At 59.9% G+C, this 19,990-nt stretch carries 24 protein-coding genes; 14 read left to right on the top strand and 10 right to left on the bottom strand.

Features of this window, described 5'->3' with window-relative positions; all coding sequences use genetic code 11:
* Window positions 1–21 precede the first annotated feature (21 nt).
* The 6 genes from M2400_RS09635 to M2400_RS09610 form a co-directional block, all read right to left on the bottom strand.
* Window positions 22–1,515, bottom strand: coding sequence for an RNA polymerase factor sigma-54 (locus M2400_RS09635; protein ID WP_026078000.1), 1,494 nt, complete (start codon window positions 1,513–1,515; stop codon window positions 22–24).
* Between the two features lie 184 nt (window positions 1,516–1,699).
* Window positions 1,700–2,425, bottom strand: a complete 726-nt coding sequence (lptB, locus tag M2400_RS09630; protein ID WP_003216119.1) for an LPS export ABC transporter ATP-binding protein — start codon at window positions 2,423–2,425, stop codon at window positions 1,700–1,702.
* Window positions 2,425–2,997 carry a lipopolysaccharide transport periplasmic protein LptA gene (gene lptA / locus M2400_RS09625; RefSeq protein WP_177043442.1) on the bottom strand — a complete coding sequence of 191 codons (573 nt, stop codon included), beginning with the start codon at window positions 2,995–2,997 and terminating at the stop codon, window positions 2,425–2,427. The genes lptB and lptA overlap by 1 nt, the downstream gene beginning before the upstream one ends.
* On the bottom strand, window positions 2,984–3,556 hold the full coding sequence (lptC, locus tag M2400_RS09620) for an LPS export ABC transporter periplasmic protein LptC (protein WP_177043443.1): 573 nt from the start codon (window positions 3,554–3,556) through the stop codon (window positions 2,984–2,986). Before lptC ends, lptA begins: the two co-directional genes overlap by 14 nt.
* Before the next feature lie 8 nt (window positions 3,557–3,564).
* Window positions 3,565–4,089, bottom strand: coding sequence for an HAD family hydrolase (locus M2400_RS09615; RefSeq protein WP_177043444.1), 525 nt, complete (start codon window positions 4,087–4,089; stop codon window positions 3,565–3,567).
* Entirely contained in the window at window positions 4,090–5,064 is a 975-nt protein-coding gene (locus tag M2400_RS09610; RefSeq protein ID WP_177043445.1) for a KpsF/GutQ family sugar-phosphate isomerase, read from the bottom strand.
* Window positions 5,065–5,356: 292 nt separating this feature from the next.
* Here M2400_RS09610 and M2400_RS09605 point away from each other — a divergent pair, with 292 nt between their 5' ends.
* The 10 genes from M2400_RS09605 to hisC all read left to right on the top strand — a co-directional run bounded on the left by M2400_RS09605 (window position 5,357) and on the right by hisC (window position 13,435).
* Window positions 5,357–6,166: an ATP-binding cassette domain-containing protein gene (locus M2400_RS09605; protein ID WP_003216128.1), complete on the top strand. Its 810-nt coding sequence runs from the start codon at window positions 5,357–5,359 to the stop codon at window positions 6,164–6,166.
* On the top strand, window positions 6,166–6,963 hold the full coding sequence (gene mlaE, locus M2400_RS09600) for a lipid asymmetry maintenance ABC transporter permease subunit MlaE (RefSeq protein WP_177043446.1): 798 nt from the start codon (window positions 6,166–6,168) through the stop codon (window positions 6,961–6,963). Before M2400_RS09605 ends, mlaE begins: the two co-directional genes overlap by 1 nt.
* Window positions 6,963–7,430 carry an outer membrane lipid asymmetry maintenance protein MlaD gene (mlaD, locus tag M2400_RS09595; protein WP_010170575.1) on the top strand — a complete coding sequence of 156 codons (468 nt, stop codon included), beginning with the start codon at window positions 6,963–6,965 and terminating at the stop codon, window positions 7,428–7,430. Before mlaE ends, mlaD begins: the two co-directional genes overlap by 1 nt.
* 11 nt (window positions 7,431–7,441) lie before the next feature.
* On the top strand, window positions 7,442–8,095 hold the full coding sequence (locus M2400_RS09590) for a phospholipid-binding protein MlaC (protein WP_010170573.1): 654 nt from the start codon (window positions 7,442–7,444) through the stop codon (window positions 8,093–8,095).
* Window positions 8,092–8,397, top strand: coding sequence for a lipid asymmetry maintenance protein MlaB (locus tag M2400_RS09585; protein ID WP_177120551.1), 306 nt, complete (start codon window positions 8,092–8,094; stop codon window positions 8,395–8,397). The genes M2400_RS09590 and M2400_RS09585 overlap by 4 nt, the downstream gene beginning before the upstream one ends.
* A 114-nt stretch (window positions 8,398–8,511) precedes the next feature.
* Window positions 8,512–8,751 (top strand): BolA family protein, encoded by a 240-nt coding sequence (locus tag M2400_RS09580; RefSeq protein WP_010170570.1) that lies wholly within the window; start codon window positions 8,512–8,514, stop codon window positions 8,749–8,751.
* Between the two features lie 23 nt (window positions 8,752–8,774).
* A complete protein-coding gene (gene murA, locus M2400_RS09575; protein ID WP_177043448.1) occupies window positions 8,775–10,040 on the top strand; it encodes a UDP-N-acetylglucosamine 1-carboxyvinyltransferase in 1,266 nt (421 codons plus the stop codon).
* A gap of 247 nt (window positions 10,041–10,287) precedes the next feature.
* Window positions 10,288–10,923, top strand: coding sequence for an ATP phosphoribosyltransferase (gene hisG, locus M2400_RS09570; RefSeq protein ID WP_003188599.1), 636 nt, complete (start codon window positions 10,288–10,290; stop codon window positions 10,921–10,923).
* Between the two features lie 127 nt (window positions 10,924–11,050).
* Window positions 11,051–12,379 carry a histidinol dehydrogenase gene (gene hisD, locus M2400_RS09565; protein ID WP_177077904.1) on the top strand — a complete coding sequence of 443 codons (1,329 nt, stop codon included), beginning with the start codon at window positions 11,051–11,053 and terminating at the stop codon, window positions 12,377–12,379.
* 3 nt (window positions 12,380–12,382) lie between these two features.
* Window positions 12,383–13,435 carry a histidinol-phosphate transaminase gene (hisC, locus tag M2400_RS09560; protein WP_259195844.1) on the top strand — a complete coding sequence of 351 codons (1,053 nt, stop codon included), beginning with the start codon at window positions 12,383–12,385 and terminating at the stop codon, window positions 13,433–13,435.
* Between the two features lie 138 nt (window positions 13,436–13,573).
* On the opposite strand, the gene M2400_RS09555 is transcribed toward hisC, so the two are convergent.
* Both M2400_RS09555 and upp read right to left on the bottom strand, forming a co-directional pair.
* Window positions 13,574–14,848, bottom strand: coding sequence for a uracil-xanthine permease family protein (locus M2400_RS09555; RefSeq protein ID WP_177043451.1), 1,275 nt, complete (start codon window positions 14,846–14,848; stop codon window positions 13,574–13,576).
* Window positions 14,849–14,850: 2 nt separating this feature from the next.
* Window positions 14,851–15,489, bottom strand: coding sequence for a uracil phosphoribosyltransferase (upp, locus tag M2400_RS09550; protein WP_003216149.1), 639 nt, complete (start codon window positions 15,487–15,489; stop codon window positions 14,851–14,853).
* A 165-nt stretch (window positions 15,490–15,654) separates the two neighbouring features.
* On the opposite strand from upp, the gene M2400_RS09545 reads away from it, so the two are divergent.
* The 3 genes from M2400_RS09545 to M2400_RS09535 all read left to right on the top strand — a co-directional run bounded on the left by M2400_RS09545 (window position 15,655) and on the right by M2400_RS09535 (window position 17,256).
* Complete coding sequence (locus M2400_RS09545) at window positions 15,655–16,212, top strand: hypoxanthine-guanine phosphoribosyltransferase (RefSeq protein WP_003216150.1); 558 nt, start codon at window positions 15,655–15,657, stop codon at window positions 16,210–16,212.
* A 61-nt stretch (window positions 16,213–16,273) separates the two neighbouring features.
* Complete coding sequence (locus tag M2400_RS09540) at window positions 16,274–16,759, top strand: hypothetical protein (protein WP_177043452.1); 486 nt, start codon at window positions 16,274–16,276, stop codon at window positions 16,757–16,759.
* A gap of 209 nt (window positions 16,760–16,968) precedes the next feature.
* Window positions 16,969–17,256, top strand: coding sequence for a PA4642 family protein (locus tag M2400_RS09535; protein WP_259195843.1), 288 nt, complete (start codon window positions 16,969–16,971; stop codon window positions 17,254–17,256).
* Between the two features lie 105 nt (window positions 17,257–17,361).
* Here M2400_RS09535 and mqo read toward each other — a convergent pair whose 3' ends face one another.
* Window positions 17,362–18,897: a malate dehydrogenase (quinone) gene (mqo, locus tag M2400_RS09530; protein ID WP_259195842.1), complete on the bottom strand. Its 1,536-nt coding sequence runs from the start codon at window positions 18,895–18,897 to the stop codon at window positions 17,362–17,364.
* Window positions 18,898–19,294: 397 nt separating this feature from the next.
* Here mqo and M2400_RS09525 point away from each other — a divergent pair, with 397 nt between their 5' ends.
* Window positions 19,295–19,615, top strand: coding sequence for a hypothetical protein (locus M2400_RS09525; protein ID WP_141629498.1), 321 nt, complete (start codon window positions 19,295–19,297; stop codon window positions 19,613–19,615).
* Between the two features lie 8 nt (window positions 19,616–19,623).
* Here M2400_RS09525 and M2400_RS09520 read toward each other — a convergent pair whose 3' ends face one another.
* Complete coding sequence (locus tag M2400_RS09520) at window positions 19,624–19,857, bottom strand: hypothetical protein (protein WP_177043455.1); 234 nt, start codon at window positions 19,855–19,857, stop codon at window positions 19,624–19,626.
* Window positions 19,858–19,990 lie beyond the last annotated feature (133 nt).

The raw sequence follows: 19,990 nt of genomic DNA, 5'->3' as shown, positions 1-19,990 counted from the left end.
TGGAACGCTATGGCCCGCCCGTCACATCAAACGTTTACGCTCGCTGGAAGGCGCGATCCCAAGGGACTCGCGGTACTTGGCGACGGTTCGACGGGCGACCTGAATGCCTTGTGCCTCCAGTAAACCAGCGATCTTGCTGTCACTCAACGGCTTTTTCTGATTTTCCGCGGCAACCAGTTTTTTGATGATCGCGCGGATCGCCGTGGACGAGCATTCGCCGCCTTCGGAGGTGCTGACGTGGCTGGAGAAAAAGTATTTCAGCTCATAAATGCCCCGTGGGGTATGCATGAATTTTTGCGTGGTTACCCGGGAAATCGTCGATTCGTGCATGCCTACCGCCTCGGCGATGTCGTGCAGTACCAGCGGCTTCATCGCTTCATCGCCGTATTCCAGGAAGCCGCGCTGGTGCTCGACGATCTGGGTGGCGACTTTCATCAGGGTTTCGTTGCGGCTTTGCAGGCTTTTGATGAACCAGCGGGCTTCCTGCAACTGGTTGCGCATGAAGGTGTTATCGGCGCTGGTGTCGGCGCGGCGCACGAAACCTGCGTATTGCGGGTTGACCCGCAGGCGCGGTACCGATTCCTGGTTCAGCTCCACCAGCCAGCGCTCGTTGTCCTTGCGCACGATTACATCCGGCACGACGTATTCGGCTTCGCTGGACTCGATCTGTGAGCCCGGACGCGGGTTGAGGCTCTGCACCAGCTCGATGATCTGGCGCAGGTCATCTTCCTTGAGCTTCATGCGGCGCATCAACTGGCTGTAGTCGCGGCTGCCCAGCAGGTCGATGTAGTCGGTGACCAGGCGCTGCGCTTCGGCCAGCCAAGGTGTTTTCGCCGGCAATTGGCGCAGTTGCAGCAGCAGGCACTCGCTGAGGGTGCGGGCGCCGATGCCGGCGGGCTCGAATTGCTGGATGCGGTGCAGGACGGCTTCGATTTCGTCCAGTTCGATGTCCAGTTCCGGGTCGAAGGCCTCGAGGATCTCCTCAAGGGTCTCGTCCAGGTAGCCCTGATTGTTGATGCAATCGATCAGGGTCACGGCGATCAGGCGATCGGTGTCGGACATCGGGGCCAGGTTCAGTTGCCAGAGCAAATGGCTCTGCAGGCTCTCGCCGGCGGACGTGCGGGTGGTGAAGTCCCACTCGTCATCATCATTGCTGGGCAGGCTGCTGGCGCTGGTCTGGTAGACGTCTTCCCACGCGGTGTCCACGGGAAGTTCGTTGGGAATGCGTTCGTTCCATTCACCTTCCTCGAGGTTATCCACCGTGGGGGCGGTTTCCTGGTAGGAGGGTTCCTGTACGTCGGGGTTGGGTTTTTGCTCGATGTTGTCGGCCAGCGGGTCTGCATTATCGAAGTCGTCGCCTTCTTCCTGGCGTTCGAGCATCGGATTGGACTCCAGGGCCTCCTGGATTTCCTGTTGCAGGTCCAGGGTCGACAATTGGAGCAGGCGGATGGCCTGTTGCAGCTGCGGTGTCATCGTCAGCTGCTGGCCCATTCTCAGGACTAGCGATGGTTTCATGGCAGGGGCTTAACACCTTATTCGCCGGCGCAATGCGCCATCCACGACAGGGCGCGTGAGCGCCAAACATAAGCAAATTATATGCCTGATATCGGGGGCTTTGCCTAGAGCGCGGTAACAATAAAAATACTGAGGTTTTTATTGACTCCCGCGCTCCATGGCGAATGGCCTGATACCACCGTGTTTACAGGCGGAACTCGTGACCCAGATACACTTCCTTGACCAGTTCGTTGGCCAGGATGGTGGCGGAGTCACCTTCGGCAATCAGCTGTCCATCGTTGACGATATACGCGGTTTCGCAGATATCGAGGGTCTCGCGGACGTTGTGGTCGGTGATCAACACACCGATGCCCTTGGCTTTCAGGTGGTGGATGATCTGCTTGATGTCGCCGACCGAGATCGGGTCGACACCGGCGAAAGGTTCATCCAGCAGGATGAACTTCGGCGCAGTGGCCAGGGCGCGGGCGATTTCCACACGACGACGCTCGCCGCCGGAAAGGCTCATGCCGAGGTTGTCGCGGATATGGTTGATGTGGAATTCCTGCAGCAGGCTTTCCAGCTCTTTCTTGCGCCCGGCGCGGTCGAGTTCCTTGCGGGTCTCGAGGATCGCCATGATGTTGTCGGAAACCGACAATTTGCGGAAGATCGATGCTTCCTGGGGAAGATAGCCGATACCCGCCTGTGCACGACCGTGCATGGGCTGGTGGCTTACGTCCAGGTCGTCGATCAGGACGCGGCCTTGATCGGCCTGTACCAGGCCGACAATCATGTAGAAGCAGGTGGTCTTGCCGGCACCGTTGGGGCCGAGCAAGCCGACGATCTGGCCGCTGTCGATCGACAGGCTGACGTCGCGCACGACCTGACGGCTTTTATAGGCCTTGGCCAGATGCTGGGCTTTCAGGGTTGCCATTAATTCGCCTTCTTCGCGTCGGTTTTCGGCGCCGCCTGGGCTTCGCCAGGTTTCTGCTTAGGCTGGATAACCATGTCGATGCGTGGCTTCGGCGTGCTGATTTTAGAGCCGGTGGCGCGACCGGCCTGGGCAATCTGCTTCACCGTGTCGTAGACGATTTTTTCGCCGTCGGTGGTGTTGCCATCATTGATGACCCGGGCCTGGTCGATCAGTACGATGCGATTTTGCTGGGCGTGGTACTGAATTGTCTTGCCGTAGCCTTTGACCGGCGTAGGGTCGCCAACTTTCTGCAGCTGTTCGAAATACGCCAGGTTGCCGACCGAAGTGACCACGTCGATATCGCCTGCCGGGGTGCGAGTCAGTGTCACGGTGTTACCCGTCACTTTCATCGAGCCTTGGGTGATGATCACGCTGCCGGTGTAGGTCGCGATACCTTGCTTGTCATCCAGCTGCGCGTCGTCAGCCTGAATGTGGATCGGTTGCTGGCTATCGTTCGGCAGAGCCCAGGCGCTCACGCTTCCCAGTGCTGCGCCCAGGCCGAGCAAAATAGGGAGGGTTTTAACGAGCCTCATACTGTCCTCTTACGTTCGATAGCAGGTGTATCCTGCTTTCTTTCAAATACGCTTTCATTCCCTTGCCAGTCGATACACCGCCAGCGCCGTCGATTCTAACGTCTTGCTCGGTCTGCGCATATTGCTTCTGTGGGAATACGGTCATGCGACTGCTGGTAATGATGGTGTCGCGGTTCTTGGCGTCAGTGCGCGCAACGCGCACGGAGTCAATCAGTTCCACTTGGGTGCCGTCCGGGTTGACCTCGCCACGCTCACTGGTGACGTGCCACGGGAATTCGGCGCCGCGGTACAGGTTCATGTCCGGCTTGGTGAGCAGCGTGACCTCGGAGGCCTTCAAGTGCTCGACCTTGTCGGAGGTCATTTCATACTGGACCTTGCCATCGGGCAGGTACTGGATGCTGTGGGCGTTGATGGCGTAATAGTCGATGGCACTTTCGTCGACCTGCGCAACAGGCTTGTCGAGGAAGCGCTCCGGGCTGATATTCCAGTAGCCAACCGCGAGAAACACGGCGGCGATCACGGCGAATATCAGGAAATTGCGAATCTTTTTACTCAGCATAAAACGCTCTATAGGTAGGCGGCATGAGCCGCTTCGAGGCTGCCTTGGGCGCGCAGAATCAACTCGCAGAACTCGCGGGCGGCGCCTTCGCCGCCACGGGCGGTGGTAACGCCATGGGCGTGTTCGCGCACGAACGCCGCCGCATTGGCCACAGCCATGCCCAGGCCGACCCGGCGGATCACCGGCAGGTCGGGTAAATCGTCACCGAGGTAGGCAACCTGCTCATAGCTTAGGTTGAGTTTGCCAAGAAGCTCGTCCAGAACCACCAGTTTATCCTCGCGGCCCTGATACAGGTGAGGAATCCCCAGGTTTTGTGCGCGGCGTTCCACAACCGGGGTCTTGCGACCGCTGATGATGCCGGTTTGCACGCCTGCCGCCATCAGCATCTTGATGCCCTGGCCGTCGAGGGTGTTGAAGGTCTTGAATTCGCTGCCGTCTTCCAGGAAGTACAGGCGGCCGTCCGTCAGCACGCCGTCGACGTCGAAAATCGCCAGCTTGATGTTCTTGCCCCGTTGCAGCAGGTCGGTGGTCATTTACATCACTCCCGCACGCAGCAAGTCGTGCATGTTCAAGGCGCCAACCGGGCGGTCGTCGCTGTCGACCACCACCAGCGCCAGGATTTTATGGTCTTCCATGATCTTCAGCGCTTCGGCCGCGAGCATTTCAGGGCGGGCGGTCTTGCCGTGAGGCGTCATGACTTCGTCGATGGTTGCAGTCTGGATGTCGAGGTTGCGGTCCAGGGTACGGCGCAGGTCACCGTCGGTGAAAACCCCGGCCAGGCGCCCGTCGGACTCCAGGATCACAGTCATGCCCAGGCGCTTGAGGGTCATTTCCATCAAGGCATCTTTAAGCAGCGTGCCGCGCGCCACCTGTGGCAGCTCTTCGCCGGCGTGCATCACGTTTTCCACTTTCAGCAGCAGGCGGCGGCCCAGGGCGCCCCCCGGGTGGGAAAAGGCGAAGTCTTCGGCGGTAAAGCCGCGGGCTTCCAGCAATGCCACGGCCAGTGCATCGCCCATGACCAGGGCGGCGGTGGTGGAGGAGGTCGGCGCCAGGTTCAGCGGGCAGGCCTCTTCGGCAACGTGCACGTTCAAATTCACTTCAGCCGCTTTTGCCAGCGTCGAGTCCGGGTTGCCGGTCACGCTGATCAGCTGGATGCCCAGGCGCTTGATCAGCGGCAACAGGGTCACGATTTCGTTGGTGGTGCCGGAGTTGGACAGGGCCAGGATGATGTCATCCCGGGTGATCATGCCCATGTCGCCGTGGCTGGCTTCGGCCGGATGCACGAAGAATGCAGTGGTGCCGGTGCTTGCCAGGGTGGCGGCGATCTTGTTGCCAACATGCCCGGATTTGCCCATGCCGACCACTACTACGCGGCCCTTGCTGGCCAGAATCATCTCGCAGGCGCGTACGAAATCCGCGTCGATATGGGCCAGCAAACCTTCTACGGCTTCAAGCTCGAGGCGGATGGTGCGTTGTGCGGATTGAATAAGGTCGCTGGATTGGCTCATGTCTGAAATCGTATAGCCTGACGAAAAGTCGGCGATTATAGCGGTAATGATCGATTCCCTCACGTAAGTTCGTCATGCTTTATTCATTCCGTTTGTGGTTGAGATTGAACCTCAGCAAGGTTTTTTTAGCTGTCCTGTTTCTGAACAAGCTCTGTTCCGGCCTTGGGGGCGCTGTACCAGCAGTGATATAGTTCGCCGCCAGTTCGGTCCGCACAGCCTTTGTGTCTCTTCGACGCAAGCATTTGTCGAAAACAAGGTGTCTGAGTGAAAGGCTGCATCCCAAGGAGTTTAGATGAGTGCCGATAACGCCTACGCGGTCGAGCTGAAGGGCCTTTCCTTCAAGCGCGGTACGCGCAGCATCTTCAATAATGTGGATATTCGCATTCCCCGTGGCAAAGTCACGGGCATCATGGGGCCTTCCGGCTGCGGCAAGACGACGCTGCTGCGCCTGATGGGCATGCAATTGCGCCCCTCCGCCGGTGAAGTCTGGGTCAATGGGCAGAACCTGCCGACACTTTCGCGCAGCGACCTGTTCGATGCCCGCAAGCACATGGGCGTGCTGTTCCAGAGCGGTGCCCTGTTTACCGACCTCGACGTTTTCGAAAACGTGGCGTTCCCTTTGCGGGTGCATACGCAGCTGTCCGATGAAATGATTCGTGACATTGTGTTGCTGAAATTGCAGGCCGTAGGGCTGCGCGGTGCCATCGACCTGATGCCCGACGAACTGTCCGGTGGCATGAAGCGTCGGGTGGCCCTGGCGCGTGCCATTGCCCTTGACCCGCAAATTCTCATGTACGACGAACCCTTCGTTGGCCAGGATCCGATTGCGATGGGCGTGCTGGTACGTCTCATCCGCCTGCTCAATGATGCGCTGGGTATCACCAGTATCGTGGTCTCCCACGACCTGGCCGAGACCGCGAGCATTGCCGACTATCTATACGTAGTGGGCGATGGCCAGGTGCTGGGGCAGGGCACGCCTGAAGAGCTGATGAACGCAGATAACCCGCGCATTCGCCAATTCATGACCGGCGATCCCGATGGCCCGGTGCCTTTTCACTTTCCGGCAGCGGACTACCGCTCAGATCTTCTGGGGAAGCGTTGATGCGCAAGACATCTCTAATCGAGAAGGTTCGCCTTTTCGGCCGCTCCGGCATTGACATCATCGGCGTGCTGGGCCGTTCGACGATTTTCCTGTTCCACGCATTACTCGGCCGTGGCGGCATTGGCGGCAGCTTTGGCCTGTTGATCAAGCAACTGCACTCCGTGGGCGTGATGTCCCTGGTGATCATCGTGGTTTCCGGGGTGTTCATCGGCATGGTGCTGGCGCTGCAGGGTTTCAATATCCTGTCCAGCTACGGCTCCGAGCAGGCGGTGGGGCAGATGGTTGCCCTGACCCTGTTGCGTGAGTTGGGCCCGGTGGTGACGGCGTTGCTGTTTGCCGGGCGTGCCGGTTCTGCGCTGACCGCCGAGATCGGCAACATGAAGGCCACCGAGCAGCTGTCCAGCCTGGAAATGATCGGTGTCGATCCACTCAAGTACATTGTTGCCCCGCGCCTGTGGGCCGGCTTCATCTCTCTCCCACTGCTGGCGATGGTTTTCAGCGTGGTGGGGATCTGGGGTGGCTCGTGGGTGGCGGTTGACTGGCTGGGGGTCTACGACGGCTCTTACTGGGGCAACATGCAGAACAGCGTGACCTTCAGCGGTGACGTGCTCAATGGCATCATCAAGAGCATCGTTTTCGCGTTTGTAGTGACCTGGATCGCCGTATTCCAAGGCTATGACTGTGAGCCCACCTCAGAAGGGATCAGTCGCGCCACCACCAAGACCGTTGTGTACGCCTCGCTGGCGGTACTGGGCCTTGACTTCATTTTGACCGCCTTGATGTTTGGAGATTTCTGATGCAAAACCGCACTGTGGAAATCGGTGTCGGCCTTTTCTTGCTGGCTGGCATCCTGGCTTTACTGTTGCTCGCCCTGCGAGTCAGCGGCCTATCGGCCAGCCCCACCGCCGATACTTATAAACTTTACGCCTACTTCGACAATATCGCCGGTTTGACTGTCAGAGCTAAAGTGACCATGGCCGGTGTAACCATCGGCAAGGTCACAGCGATCGATCTGGACCGCGACAGCTTCACCGGCCGTGTGACCATGCAGGTGGACAAGAAGGTGGATAATCTGCCGACTGACTCCACTGCGTCTATTCTCACCGCTGGCCTGCTGGGCGAGAAGTACATCGGTATCAGCGTGGGCGGGGAAACAGCCCTGCTCAAGGATGGTTCGACCATTCATGACACACAGTCGTCGTTGGTGCTGGAGGACTTGATCGGTAAATTCCTGCTCAATACCGTCAATAAAGACGCCAAATGAGGAATGTGTTCATGATCTCTACTTTGCGACGTGGCCTGTTGGTACTGCTCGCGGCACTGCCGTTGATGGCTAACGCCGCTGCCGGCGGTTCCGCACATGACCTGGTGCAGGACACTACCAACAAGATGTTGGCTGACTTGTCGGCCAACAAGGAAAAGTACAAGCAGGATCCAAGTCAGTTCTACAACGCGCTCAATACCATTGTGGGCCCTGTTGTCGATGCCGAAGGCATTTCCCGCAGCATCATGACCGTCAAGTACTCGCGCAAGGCTACCCCTGCGCAGATGCAGACGTTCCAGGAAAACTTCAAGAAGGGCCTGTTCCAGTTCTACGGCAATGCCCTGCTCGAGTATAACAACCAGGGGATTACCGTCGCTCCGGCCGGGGATGAGTCCGGGGATCGCACCAGCGTCAACATGAGCGTCAAGGGCAACAATGGCGCGGTGTATCCGGTGCAGTACACGCTGGAGAAGGTCAACGGCGAGTGGAAGCTGCGTAACGTGATCATCAATGGCATCAACATCGGCAAGCTTTTCCGTGACCAGTTCGCCGACGCCATGCAGCGCAATGGCAACGACCTGGACAAAACCATCAATGGTTGGGCCGGTGAAGTCGCCAAGGCCAAGGAAGAAACCGATAAAGCTGCCGGGAAGCCTGCCCAATGACCGAGTCGGCTATCCGCCTCGGCGAGGCCGGCGAATTGCTGATCAGCGGCGTGCTGGATTACAGCACCGGGCCAGCCCTGCGCAAGCAGGGCCAGGGGCTGATCAATGCCAGCACCTCTGCTGCGCTGGTGCTGGATTGCTCGGCGGTGGTGAAGTCCAGCAGTGTAGGCTTGTCGTTGCTGCTGTGTTTCATGCGTGATGCACAGTCCGTCAACAAGCCGGTAAGCATCCGTGCATTGCCCGAAGACATGCGTGAAATCGCTGAGGTTTCCGGTCTGACCGAGCTGTTGGCGCATCCTTAATACACATTATTAAAGAAGCCCCCCGTCAGAGTCCTGCTATGCGGGGTTCGCAGGCGCGGGGCTTTTTTGTATGATGTGCGACCCGCGCGCACTGGGCGCCCATAGAGGTTGATCATGCAGGCCCTAGAAGTTAAAAGCTTCCTTGAAGGAAAGCTGCCCCAAACTAATGTTGAAGTTGAGGGCGAAGGCTGCAATTTCCAGCTGAACGTGATTAGCGATGAACTGGCGGCGTTGAGCCCGGTCAAGCGTCAACAGCAGATCTATGCCCATTTGAACCCGTGGATCACCGATGGCAGCATCCATGCGGTCACTATGAAATTTTTCAGCCGCGCGGCCTGGGCCGAGCGCACCTGAGCCCCCAAGGCGTCGAGATTCTTATGGATAAATTGATTATTACCGGCGGTGCTCGTCTTGATGGCGAGATCCGTATTTCCGGGGCGAAGAACTCCGCCCTGCCGATCCTTGCAGCGACCTTGCTGTGCGATGGCCCGGTTACCGTGGCCAACCTGCCGCACCTGCACGACATCACCACCATGATCGAACTGTTCGGTCGCATGGGTATTGAGCCGGTGATCGACGAGAAACTCAGCGTCGAAATCGACCCGCGCACCATCAAGACCCTGATCGCTCCGTACGAACTGGTGAAAACCATGCGTGCCTCGATCCTGGTACTGGGCCCGATGGTTGCCCGTTTCGGCGAAGCCGAAGTCGCACTGCCTGGCGGTTGCGCCATCGGTTCGCGTCCGGTGGACCTGCACATCCGTGGCCTCGAAGCCATGGGCGCAACCATCGACGTCGAAGGCGGCTACATCAAGGCCAAGGCGCCTGAAGGCGGCCTGCGTGGCGCGAACTTCTTCTTTGATACCGTCAGCGTGACCGGTACCGAGAACATCATGATGGCTGCTGCCCTGGCCAACGGCCGCAGCGTGCTGCAGAACGCCGCGCGCGAGCCGGAAGTAGTCGATCTGGCAAACTTCCTGATCGCCATGGGTGCCAACATCACCGGCGCCGGCACCGACACCATCACCATTGAAGGTGTTAAGCGCCTGCACTCGGCCACCTACAAAGTAATGCCGGACCGCATCGAGACCGGTACCTACCTGGTGGCTGCAGCCGTCACCGGTGGCCGCGTCAAGGTCAAGGACACCGATCCGACCATCCTTGAATCCGTCCTGGAAAAACTCAAGGAAGCCGGCGCTGAAATCACCACCGGTGAAGACTGGATCGAGCTGAACATGCACGGCAAGCGGCCAAAAGCCGTCAACGTGCGTACCGCTCCGTACCCGGCGTTCCCGACCGACATGCAGGCGCAGTTCATTTCCCTGAACGCGATTGCCGAAGGCACCGGTGCCGTGATCGAGACCATCTTCGAAAACCGCTTCATGCACGTGTACGAACTGCACCGCATGGGCGCCAAGATCCAGGTCGAAGGCAACACTGCCATCGTCACCGGCATCGAAAAGCTCAAGGGCGCGCCAGTGATGGCCACCGACCTGCGTGCCTCGGCCAGCCTGGTGATCTCGGCGCTGTGCGCAGAGGGCGACACCCTGATCGACCGCATCTACCACATCGACCGTGGTTACGAGTGCATCGAAGAGAAGCTGCAGATGCTCGGCGCGAAAATCCGCCGCGTACCGGGCTAGTTCCAGGAGCTGCAAATACGGTCATTGTGGCGAGGGAGCTTGCTCCCGCTGGACTGCGCAGCAGTCCCAGTCTTTTTAAACAAAGAGCAGGGCCGCTTCGCGCCCCAACGGGAGCAAGCTCCCTCGCCACAGGACGATGTATGCTGTTAGCTGATTTGTTTCAAATCGAGGCTGTAATGGCCTCGATCTGTGTCTGGCGCCGATTGCGACCGGACAGCAATAGCCTGATGAAGGACTGACGTTTCCCATGTTGACCATCGCACTGTCCAAGGGCCGCATCCTTGACGACACTTTGCCGCTTCTGGCTGAAGCGGGCATCGTGCCGACCGAGAATCCGGACAAGAGCCGCAAGCTGATCATCCCCACGACCCAGGACGACGTTCGCCTGCTGATCGTGCGTGCCACTGACGTGCCAACCTACGTTGAACATGGCGCGGCCGACCTCGGCGTGGCGGGTAAAGACGTGTTGATGGAATACGGCGGCCAGGGCCTGTACGAGCCGCTGGACCTGCGTATTGCCCTGTGCAAGCTGATGACCGCCGGCCGCGTCGGTGATGTCGAGCCCAAGGGCCGCCTGCGGGTGGCGACCAAGTTCGTCAACGTTGCCAAGCGTTACTACGCCGAGCAAGGCCGCCAGGTCGACATCATCAAGCTCTACGGCTCGATGGAGCTGGCACCGCTGATCGGCCTGGCCGACAAGATCATCGACGTGGTCGACACCGGCAACACCCTGCGCGCCAACGGCCTGGAACCCCAGGACTTTATCGCCGACATCAGCTCCCGCCTGATCGTCAACAAAGCTTCGATGAAAATGCAGCACGCCCGTATCCAGGCGTTGATCGACACGCTGCGCAAGGCAGTGGAGTCTCGACACCGCGGTTGACTCACCCGCGCGGCCCTGAGCCGCGCCCGTCTATCCGCCTCATAGCCAGAATTCTCAGGTGCCCAAGCGGAAACGACTGCTAGTTTAGGGCGCCTGAGTTTTTGCCAATTCTATTGAGGCCCTCGCTATGACCACGTCCACTGCAATTGCCCGACTCAACGCTGCCGACCCGGATTTCGCCCATCATCTGGATCATCTGCTGAGCTGGGAAAGCGTGTCCGACGATTCGGTCAACCAGCGGGTGCTCGACATCATCAAGGCCGTGCGCGAGCGCGGTGACGCGGCGCTGGTGGATTTCACCCGGCAGTTCGATGGCCTGGACGTCGCCTCCATGGCCGACCTGATCCTGCCTCGCGAACGCCTGGAACTGGCCCTGACCCGCATCACTGCCCCGCAGCGCGAAGCCCTGGAAGTGGCGGCTGCGCGGGTGCGCAGCTACCACGAAAAACAGAAACAGGACTCCTGGAGCTACACCGAGGCCGACGGCACCGTGCTGGGCCAGAAGGTCACGCCGCTGGACCGCGCCGGCCTGTACGTGCCGGGTGGTAAAGCCTCGTACCCGTCTTCGGTCCTGATGAACGCGATTCCGGCCAAGGTGGCCGGCGTGACTGAAGTGGTCATGGTGGTGCCCACCCCGCGTGGCGAAATCAACGAACTGGTGCTGGCCGCGGCCTGCATTGCCGGGGTTGATCGCGTGTTCACCATCGGCGGCGCCCAGGCGGTTGCGGCCCTGGCCTACGGTACCGAAAGCGTGCCGAAGGTCGACAAGGTGGTGGGCCCGGGCAACATCTACGTGGCCACGGCCAAGCGCCACGTGTTTGGCCAGGTTGGCATCGACATGATCGCCGGCCCTTCGGAAATCCTCGTGGTGTGTGACGGCCAGACCGACCCGGACTGGATCGCCATGGACCTGTTCTCCCAGGCCGAGCACGACGAGGACGCCCAGGCGATCCTGGTCAGCCCGGACGCCGAGTTCCTGGACAAGGTGGCTGCGAGCATCGCCAAGTTGCTGCCGACCATGGAGCGCGCCGAGATCATCGAGAAGTCGATCAATGGCCGTGGCGCCCTGATCCAGGTCCGTGACATGGAGCAAGCCATCGAAGTGGCCAACCGCATCGCCCCGGAACACCTGGAGTTGTCCGTCGCCGACCCACAAGCCTGGCTGCCGCTGATTCGCCACGCCGGCGCGATCTTCATGGGCCGCCACACCAGCGAAGCCCTGGGTGACTACTGCGCAGGCCCCAACCACGTGTTGCCGACCTCGGGCACCGCGCGGTTCTCCTCGCCGCTGGGTGTGTATGACTTCCAGAAGCGTTCGTCGATCATCTTCTGCTCGCCCCAGGGCGCGTCGGAGTTGGGCAAGACCGCTTCCGTGCTGGCCCGTGGCGAGTCGCTGACCGCCCACGCCCGCAGTGCCGAATACCGTATCGTTGACGACAAGCAGCAGGGGAACTGAAACATGAGCAAATTCTGGAGCCCGCTCGTCAAGGATCTCGTTCCTTACGTGCCCGGTGAGCAACCGAAGCTGACCAAGCTGGTGAAGCTCAACACCAATGAAAACCCCTACGGCCCATCGCCCAAGGCGCTGGCCGCCATGCAGGCCGAGCTGAACGACAACCTGCGTTTGTACCCGGACCCCAACAGCGACCTGCTCAAGCAGGCGGTGGCGAAGTATTACGGGATCGACGCGGGCAAGGTGTTCCTCGGCAACGGTTCCGACGAAGTCCTGGCGCACATCTTCCACGGCTTGTTCCAGCACGACCTGCCGCTGCTGTTCCCGGACATCAGCTACAGCTTCTACCCGGTGTACTGCGGCCTGTACCGCATTGCGTTCGACGCGGTGCCGCTGGACGAACAGTTCCATATCCGCGTGTCGGACTACGCCAGGCCCAACGGCGGGATCATCTTCCCCAACCCCAACGCGCCGACTGGCTGTGTGATGAAGCTGGATGCGGTGGAGCAGATCCTCAAGGCCAGCCCGGATTCGGTGGTGGTGGTCGATGAAGCCTATATCGACTTCGGCGGCGAAACCGCCATCAGCCTGGTGGACCGATACCCGAACCTGCTGGTGACCCAGACCCTCTCCAAATCGCGCTCCCTGGCCGGTTTGCGGGTCGGCCTGGCCGTGGGCCATCCGGACCTGATCGAGGCGCTGGAGCGAGTCAAGAACAGCTTCAACTCCTACCCGATCGACCGCCTGGCGATTGTCGGCGCGGCGGCTGCGTTTGAAGACCGTGAGCACTTCCAGAAGACCTGCCAGTGGGTGATCGACAGCCGTGAAACGCTGGTGGCGCAACTGGAGGCCAAGGGGTTTGAAGTGTTGCCGTCCGCGGCCAACTTCATCTTTGTCCGTCACCCACGGCACGACGCCGCCGGGCTGGCAGCCAAGGTGCGGGAGCAAGGGGTGATCGTGCGGCACTTCAAGCAGGAGCGGATTGCCCAGTTCCTGCGGATCAGCATTGGTACGCCAGAGCAGAACCAGGCGCTGATTGATGCGTTGGGTGAGCTGTAATCTTTATTGACTGAACCGGCGCCATCGCGGGCAAGCCCGGCTCCCACAGGGGACTGCATTCTTTCTGACAATGCATTCCAACGTGGGAGCCGGGCTTGCCCGCGATGAGGCCATCAGCAACACCCAAAAGCTGAAGCCTTACAGCAACGGCTCATCCGGTTTCTTGTTCTTCCAGCCATCATTGCCCGGCAGCAGCAGATTCAACGCAATCGCTACCACCGCACACAGGGCGATGCCCTTCAGGCCAAAGTCATCCGGGCCGGTGCCGGTTCCCACCAGCACGCCGCCAATCCCGAACACCAGGGTCACCGACACAATCACCAGATTGCGCGCTTCGCCGAGGTCGATCTTGTGACGGATCAGTGTGTTCATCCCTACTGCGGCAATCGAACCGAACAGCAGGCACAAAATACCGCCCATCACCGGGATTGGAATGCTTTGCAGCAGTGCGCCGAACTTGCCGATGAACGCCAGGCTGATGGCAAACACTGCCGCCCAGGTCATGATCTTCGGGTTGTAGTTCTTGGTCAGCATCACCGCGCCCGTCACTTCCGCGTAGGTCGTGTTGGGCGGACCGCCGAACAGGCCGGCTGCAGTGGTGGCGATCCCGTCACCCAGCAGCGTGCGGTGCAGGCCAGGCTTCTTCAGGTAATCGCGACCGGTCACGCTGCCCACCGCAATCACACCGCCGATGTGTTCGATCGCCGGGGCCAGGGCCACCGGGACGATAAACAGGATCGCCTGCCAGTTGAACTCCGGCGCGGTGAAGTGGGGCAGGGCGAACCACGGTGCGGCGGCGATCTTCGCCGTGTCGACTACACCGAAGTAGAACGACATGGCGAAACCCACCAGTACGCCCGAGATGATCGGCACCAGGCGGAAAATACCCTTGCCGAACACTGCCACGATCAACGTGGTGAGCAGCGCCGGCATCGAGATCAGCATGGCCGTCTGGTAGTGGATCAACTCGCTACCGTCGCCCGCCTTGCCCATCGCCATGTTGGCGGCAATCGGCGCCATGGCCAGGCCGATGGAAATGATCACCGGCCCGATTACCACCGGCGGCAGCAGGCGGTCGATGAAGCCGGTGCCCTTGATCTTCACTGCCAGGCCGAGGAAGGTGTAAACGAAACCCGCTGCCATCACTCCGCCCATCGTCGCTGCGAGGCCGAATTGGCCCTTGGCGAGAATGATCGGGGTGATAAAGGCAAAGCTCGACGCCAGGAACACCGGCACTTGGCGCCCGGTGACCACTTGGAACAACAAGGTGCCCAAGCCTGCGGTAAACAGGGCGACGTTTGGATCGAGACCGGTGATCAGCGGCATCAACACCAGCGCGCCAAATGCCACGAAGAGCATCTGTGCGCCAGACAGGATCTGGCGCCAAAGCGGGTCGTTGAACTCATCCTGCATGGTCACGCGTCCTTCTGCTTGGTACCGAAGATCTTGTCGCCGGCATCGCCCAGGCCCGGGATGATGTAGCCGTGTTCGTTCAGGCGTTCATCGATGGACGCGGTGTAGATCAGCACGTCCGGGTGGGCTTTCTCGACGGCGGCGATGCCTTCGGGAGCGGCCACCAGCACCATGGCGCGGATGTCCTTGCAGCCGGCCTTTTTCAGCAGGTCGATGGTGGCAACCATGGAACTGCCGGTGGCGAGCATCGGGTCGATGATCATCGCCAGGCGTTCGTCGATTTCCGGGACCAGTTTTTCCAGGTAGGTGTGGGCCTGCAGCGTCTCTTCGTTGCGGGCCACGCCCACGGCGCTGACCTTGGCGCCCGGGATCAGGCTGAGCACGCCTTCAAGCATGCCGATACCGGCGCGCAGGATCGGCACCACGGTAATCTTCTTGCCGGCGATTTTCTCGACCTGGACGGGACCACACCAACCGGCGATCTCGTAGTTTTCCAGGGGCAGGTCTTTGGTCGCCTCGTAGGTGAGCAGCGCTCCGACTTCCTGAGCAAGCTCGCGGAAGTTCTTCGTGCTAATGTCGGCGCGGCGCATAAGGCCGAGTTTATGTCGGATCAGCGGATGGCGGATCTCACGGATGGGCATGGGGAAAGGCTCCGGCGGCGGGCAAAAAAACCGGCCTAGATTAATCTATCCGAGGGTGTTGTCCTATAGACATCTAGTACGTTAGTCCATTAAGGCTTGAACGTTGCGCCTCACATGCGTACCTTTGCCCGCTTTTCTTGCCACAGCACCCCCTTGGAGAGCGCCATGTCCGCTGATCTCGAGCATATCCGTCAAATCATGCGCGAGGCTGACTGCCTGTACACCGAAGCGCAAGTCGAAGAGGCCATCGCCAAGGTCGGCGCGCACATCTCCCGTGAAATGGCCGACACCAACCCGGTGGTCTTTTGCGTGATGAACGGTGGCCTGATTTTCGCCGGTAAACTGCTCACCCATCTGCAATTCCCGCTGGAAGCGTCCTACCTGCACGCCACCCGCTATCGCAATGAAACCAGCGGCGGCGACCTGTTCTGGAAAGCCAAGCCGGAAGTCTCGTTCATCGACCGCGACGTATTGATCATCGACGACATCCTCGATGAGGGTCACACCCTGGGCGCCATCATCGACTTCTGCAAACACGCCGGCGCACGCAAAGTGCACACCGCCGTGCTGATCGACAAGGACCACGACCGCAAGGCCCGTCCGGACCTGAAAGCCGATTACGTGGGCCTGCCGTGCATCGACCGTTACATCTTCGGTTACGGCATGGACTATAAAGGCTACTGGCGCAACGCTAACGGTATCTACGCCGTTAAAGGAATGTAAGCGGGATTCAGGCGCAGGGCTGTCATGCTATCGTGCTTGGCCCCTGCGTCTGGAGCTGTTCATGAGCCTGTTGATTCGCACCTGCGCCGCCCTGGCGCTGACCCTCAGTTTGCCCCTGGCGGCCGCTCCTGCGCCGTTGCACGGCCAGTTCCTGCCTCCCGACGACCTTAATCTGCGAGCCGAAGCTGCGGACCAACAGCAATTGCTGCAAGTCACCGACTATTCGGTGGTGGTGGGCAACCAGCGCCAATCCACCCAGCAGCCGATCCCGGTGACCTCGCCGTTGATGATCCGCCTCAAGGGCAAGTCCCTGAACAAAGGCGCGACCATCGCCCAGGTGATCCTCAATTTCGATGCCGAAAGCAAAAGCCTGAAGAAGCCGGTGTTCGACGATAAAAGCAAAACCCTCACGTTGTCTTACCCGGTGACCCAGTACCGGGTGATTGTCGACCTGTTGCGCAATGACACGGTCTACGTGCAATTCCTCACTTACGCCAATGGCCATATCTGGGCTGATTTGCACACCGGGGCGGTGCGCGCCAAATAATCCAGCCGACGCGGATTCGGCCGTGTAAATGCAGTCATATGTGGGAGCTGGCTTGCCTGCGATAGCGGTGGGTCAGTTGGCCCATCTGTTACTGATGCATCGCTATCGCAGGCAAGCCAGCTCCCACATTGGTTCGCGTACCTTTCGAAGCCGCTGTGCCGCAGGTAAACTGCTTTTCCCGTGTATATGTCTGCAGGCTGGAGTCGGTAATGCGTAAAGATAAGAAACAGCTGATTGGTGATGAAATCGGCGACGAGCAAATCAAGCTGTTCCTGAATTTCGAGCCGGTAGACGCCACTTCACCGTCCCTGCACAAACTGATCAAGGCCTACCGTGGCCTGCGCATCGACGACTTCGAACGTTTCCTGGTTTTCTTCAAGGAAGCCGGCCTGGACCTCGATGGCAAGGACGAGCATGGCCTGACCTTCGTTGAAGTGATCAAGGACCAGCGCAACGCCGCCGAGTACATCGAGCTGATCGAACAAGCCCGCGGCTGATTGTTGCGGACGAAAAAAAACGCCCCGTTCTCATCATGAGAGCGGGGCGTTTTTGCTTGTTACTGTAGGAGCGAGCTTGCTCGCGAAGAACCTGAGAACACCGCGTTAAACCAGGCGAGCTGTGTCATCGTTAACGTCTTTCGCGAGCAAGCTCGCTCCTGCATCAACCAGTTCCAGGCTGATGTTGTTCTGCGTGTTGATCTTGCGATACAGCTCGGCATCGGTCTCCAGGACCTTTTCCCGCGCCGGGAAGATCTCGTGCAGCTTGGCAGCCCATTCGCCGGCCGCTTTCGCCGGGAAGCAGCGTTCGATCAGTTCCAGCATGATCGACACCGTCACCGAAGCGCCCGGGGACGCGCCCAGCAGGGCGGCCAACGAACCGTCCTTGGCCGCAACCAGTTCGGTACCGAATTGCAGCACGCCGCCTTTCTTCGGGTCTTTCTTGATGATCTGCACCCGCTGGCCGGCCACTTCCAGGCGCCAGTCTTCGGCTTTGGCTTCAGGGTAGAAGCGGCGCAGGGATTCCAGGCGCTGTTCCATGGACTGGCGCACTTCGCTGACCAGGTACTTGGTCAGGTCCATGTTGTCCCGGGCCACGGCCAGCATCGGGCCGATGTTGCCGGCACGAATCGACAGGGGCAGGTCAAGGAACGAGCCGTGCTTGAGGAACTTGGTGGTGAAGCCGGCGTATGGCCCGAACAGCAGGGACTTCTTGCCATCCACTACGCGGGTGTCGAGGTGCGGCACCGACATCGGTGGCGAACCCACGGCGGCCTGGCTGTAGACCTTGGCCTGGTGGTGCTTGACCACTTCCGGGTTGTCGCAACGCAGCCACTGGCCGCTGACCGGGAAGCCGCCGAAGCCCTTGCTTTCTTCGATGCCCGACGCTTGCAGCAGCGGCAGGGCCGCGCCACCGGCGCCGAGGAACACGAACTTGGCGTCCACATCACGGGAGTTGCCGCTGTTGACGTCCTTGATGCTCACGGTCCAGCCGGCGCCGTTGCGCTTGAGACCGGTGACGCGCTTGCTGTACTTGACCTGGGCATCCGGTGCGCTGGTCAGGTGCGAGAGTAACTGGTTGGTCAGGGCGCCGAAGTTGACGTCGGTGCCGTTCATCACGCGGGTGGCGGCGATTTTTTCGTCCAGCGGTCGGCCAGGCATCATCAGCGGCATCCACTCGGCCATCTCGCTGCGGTCTTCGGTGTAGTGCATGTCCGAGAACGCGTGGTGCTGGCTGAGGGTTTCAAAGCGTTTCTTGAGGAACGACACGCCCTTCTCGCCCTGCACGAAGCTCAGGTGCGGCACGGGGCTGATAAAGGATTTGGACGAGCCAAAGGTGCCTTTCTTGGTCAAGTACGCCCAGAACTGCTTCGACACCTCGAATTGGGTGTTGATGTGCACGGCTTTCTTGATGTCGATGGAGCCGTCGGCGGCCTCGGGTGTGTAGTTCAGCTCACACAGCCCGGCGTGGCCGGTACCGGCGTTGTTCCACGGGTTGGAACTTTCCGCGGCACCCGAATCCATCAGCTCAACGACTTCCAGCTTGAGGCCGGGGTCGAGCTCTTTGAGCAGTACGGCGAGGGTGGCACTCATGATGCCCGCACCTACCAGTACTACGTCGACTGCTTCGTTATGCGCCATTTAACGCGTCTCCAAAATCTGCAGCACCAAATTGACGGCATGGCTGCCAGGAGTGACGGGGCGGTTCACGTGATGCCCCAGGTTACCCATGGCCAGGATCGCCATGTCCGATTCTTCGCAATTTATCGCAAGCGGACGCTGCCGGCCGGGCCTGATGTGCGTATGAACGCATTTAAGGACACCTGTGGCAATTCGACTTATGGTCAAGCTCGTCCGATCGTGCAACCAAATCCGTAGCGGACAGGCTTCAAGCTCCGTTTTTTGAGGAGTGCTCGGTCCTGTGTGGTGGGGCTGTTCCAGACGCTGATGGTGCTTGTACAAACGCAAAACTATTCATTTGCTCGCCACACTCTTGTGAAGTTGTGAAAACCCGTTTTTTTCACGCTCTTTTGAAGACGTGAACCTCAAAAAAGGGCTGCCCCAGCCTGGCACCTGGCCCGAGATCACTGCCGGCAAGCGGCAAAACGGGCAAACAACTCAAGTGGCCGAGCGCATGGCAGCTCTGGCAGATTCGGGTAAAGACGATGGTTTGCAGAGAAAACAGCAAGCTCGCCAGCTTCACTCGATCTGTGTGGGCGGCTCTCTGTGGGCGGTGCGGGGAGCTAATACAAGCGCATTAGCGATGCTGCGAGGCCCGATCAGGAGACGTCCTTATAATCGGGGGGAGATTGTAGCGAAGAAATGCGCGCAAATGGACGTGTTTAATGACTTTTATTAGCAGTCTGGTCAGGAGGCCAACGCGTGCCGTGGCTGCGCCTGCGAAACCGCTGGGCTGACGCGGGCGCTGGCGGGCAGCGGGCGGTGCATCCAGCTCAGGCGGGGCTCTTCGACTTCGACCCAGCCTTCGCCGACGGGCGGCAGGCTGCACTGCTTGAACGCCTGGCAGCAACCTTGGGCATCGAGCAGGGCAAAATGGCGATGACTGGTGTGGGAAAAGAACAATGATTTGAGAAGGCGCATGGTTTTGTACCCGGTTCGTTACATGCTGCAAAGGTTGTCAGTCTGGCATGACATTGAGGTGACGGTTCTGTGTGAAAATTGTAATTTCGCCGACAGTTCAGCCGTCGTTCAGGAATTCTGGTGAGTGGCGAGC

This window comes from Pseudomonas sp. BIGb0558, assembly GCF_024807515.1.
GTDB lineage: Bacteria > Pseudomonadota > Gammaproteobacteria > Pseudomonadales > Pseudomonadaceae > Aquipseudomonas > Aquipseudomonas yamanorum_A.
Note: the sequence above shows the minus strand (reverse complement) of the source record. Positions and strands in the feature narration are given on the sequence as shown.

What these genes read in the sequence shown, in the direction of transcription:
- M2400_RS09635 (WP_026078000.1), bottom strand. Translation starts at nt 1,515, where the DNA reads ATGAAACCATCGCTAGTCCTGAGAATGGGCCAGCAGCTGACGATGACA.
- lptB (WP_003216119.1), bottom strand. Translation starts at nt 2,425, where the DNA reads ATGGCAACCCTGAAAGCCCAGCATCTGGCCAAGGCCTATAAAAGCCGT.
- lptA (WP_177043442.1), bottom strand. Translation starts at nt 2,997, where the DNA reads ATGAGGCTCGTTAAAACCCTCCCTATTTTGCTCGGCCTGGGCGCAGCA.
- lptC (WP_177043443.1), bottom strand. Translation starts at nt 3,556, where the DNA reads ATGCTGAGTAAAAAGATTCGCAATTTCCTGATATTCGCCGTGATCGCC.
- M2400_RS09615 (WP_177043444.1), bottom strand. Translation starts at nt 4,089, where the DNA reads ATGACCACCGACCTGCTGCAACGGGGCAAGAACATCAAGCTGGCGATT.
- M2400_RS09610 (WP_177043445.1), bottom strand. Translation starts at nt 5,064, where the DNA reads ATGAGCCAATCCAGCGACCTTATTCAATCCGCACAACGCACCATCCGC.
- M2400_RS09605 (WP_003216128.1), top strand. Translation starts at nt 5,357, where the DNA reads ATGAGTGCCGATAACGCCTACGCGGTCGAGCTGAAGGGCCTTTCCTTC.
- mlaE (WP_177043446.1), top strand. Translation starts at nt 6,166, where the DNA reads ATGCGCAAGACATCTCTAATCGAGAAGGTTCGCCTTTTCGGCCGCTCC.
- mlaD (WP_010170575.1), top strand. Translation starts at nt 6,963, where the DNA reads ATGCAAAACCGCACTGTGGAAATCGGTGTCGGCCTTTTCTTGCTGGCT.
- M2400_RS09590 (WP_010170573.1), top strand. Translation starts at nt 7,442, where the DNA reads ATGATCTCTACTTTGCGACGTGGCCTGTTGGTACTGCTCGCGGCACTG.
- M2400_RS09585 (WP_177120551.1), top strand. Translation starts at nt 8,092, where the DNA reads ATGACCGAGTCGGCTATCCGCCTCGGCGAGGCCGGCGAATTGCTGATC.
- M2400_RS09580 (WP_010170570.1), top strand. Translation starts at nt 8,512, where the DNA reads ATGCAGGCCCTAGAAGTTAAAAGCTTCCTTGAAGGAAAGCTGCCCCAA.
- murA (WP_177043448.1), top strand. Translation starts at nt 8,775, where the DNA reads ATGGATAAATTGATTATTACCGGCGGTGCTCGTCTTGATGGCGAGATC.
- hisG (WP_003188599.1), top strand. Translation starts at nt 10,288, where the DNA reads ATGTTGACCATCGCACTGTCCAAGGGCCGCATCCTTGACGACACTTTG.
- hisD (WP_177077904.1), top strand. Translation starts at nt 11,051, where the DNA reads ATGACCACGTCCACTGCAATTGCCCGACTCAACGCTGCCGACCCGGAT.
- hisC (WP_259195844.1), top strand. Translation starts at nt 12,383, where the DNA reads ATGAGCAAATTCTGGAGCCCGCTCGTCAAGGATCTCGTTCCTTACGTG.
- M2400_RS09555 (WP_177043451.1), bottom strand. Translation starts at nt 14,848, where the DNA reads ATGCAGGATGAGTTCAACGACCCGCTTTGGCGCCAGATCCTGTCTGGC.
- upp (WP_003216149.1), bottom strand. Translation starts at nt 15,489, where the DNA reads ATGCCCATCCGTGAGATCCGCCATCCGCTGATCCGACATAAACTCGGC.
- M2400_RS09545 (WP_003216150.1), top strand. Translation starts at nt 15,655, where the DNA reads ATGTCCGCTGATCTCGAGCATATCCGTCAAATCATGCGCGAGGCTGAC.
- M2400_RS09540 (WP_177043452.1), top strand. Translation starts at nt 16,274, where the DNA reads ATGAGCCTGTTGATTCGCACCTGCGCCGCCCTGGCGCTGACCCTCAGT.
- M2400_RS09535 (WP_259195843.1), top strand. Translation starts at nt 16,969, where the DNA reads ATGCGTAAAGATAAGAAACAGCTGATTGGTGATGAAATCGGCGACGAG.
- mqo (WP_259195842.1), bottom strand. Translation starts at nt 18,897, where the DNA reads ATGGCGCATAACGAAGCAGTCGACGTAGTACTGGTAGGTGCGGGCATC.
- M2400_RS09520 (WP_177043455.1), bottom strand. Translation starts at nt 19,857, where the DNA reads ATGCGCCTTCTCAAATCATTGTTCTTTTCCCACACCAGTCATCGCCAT.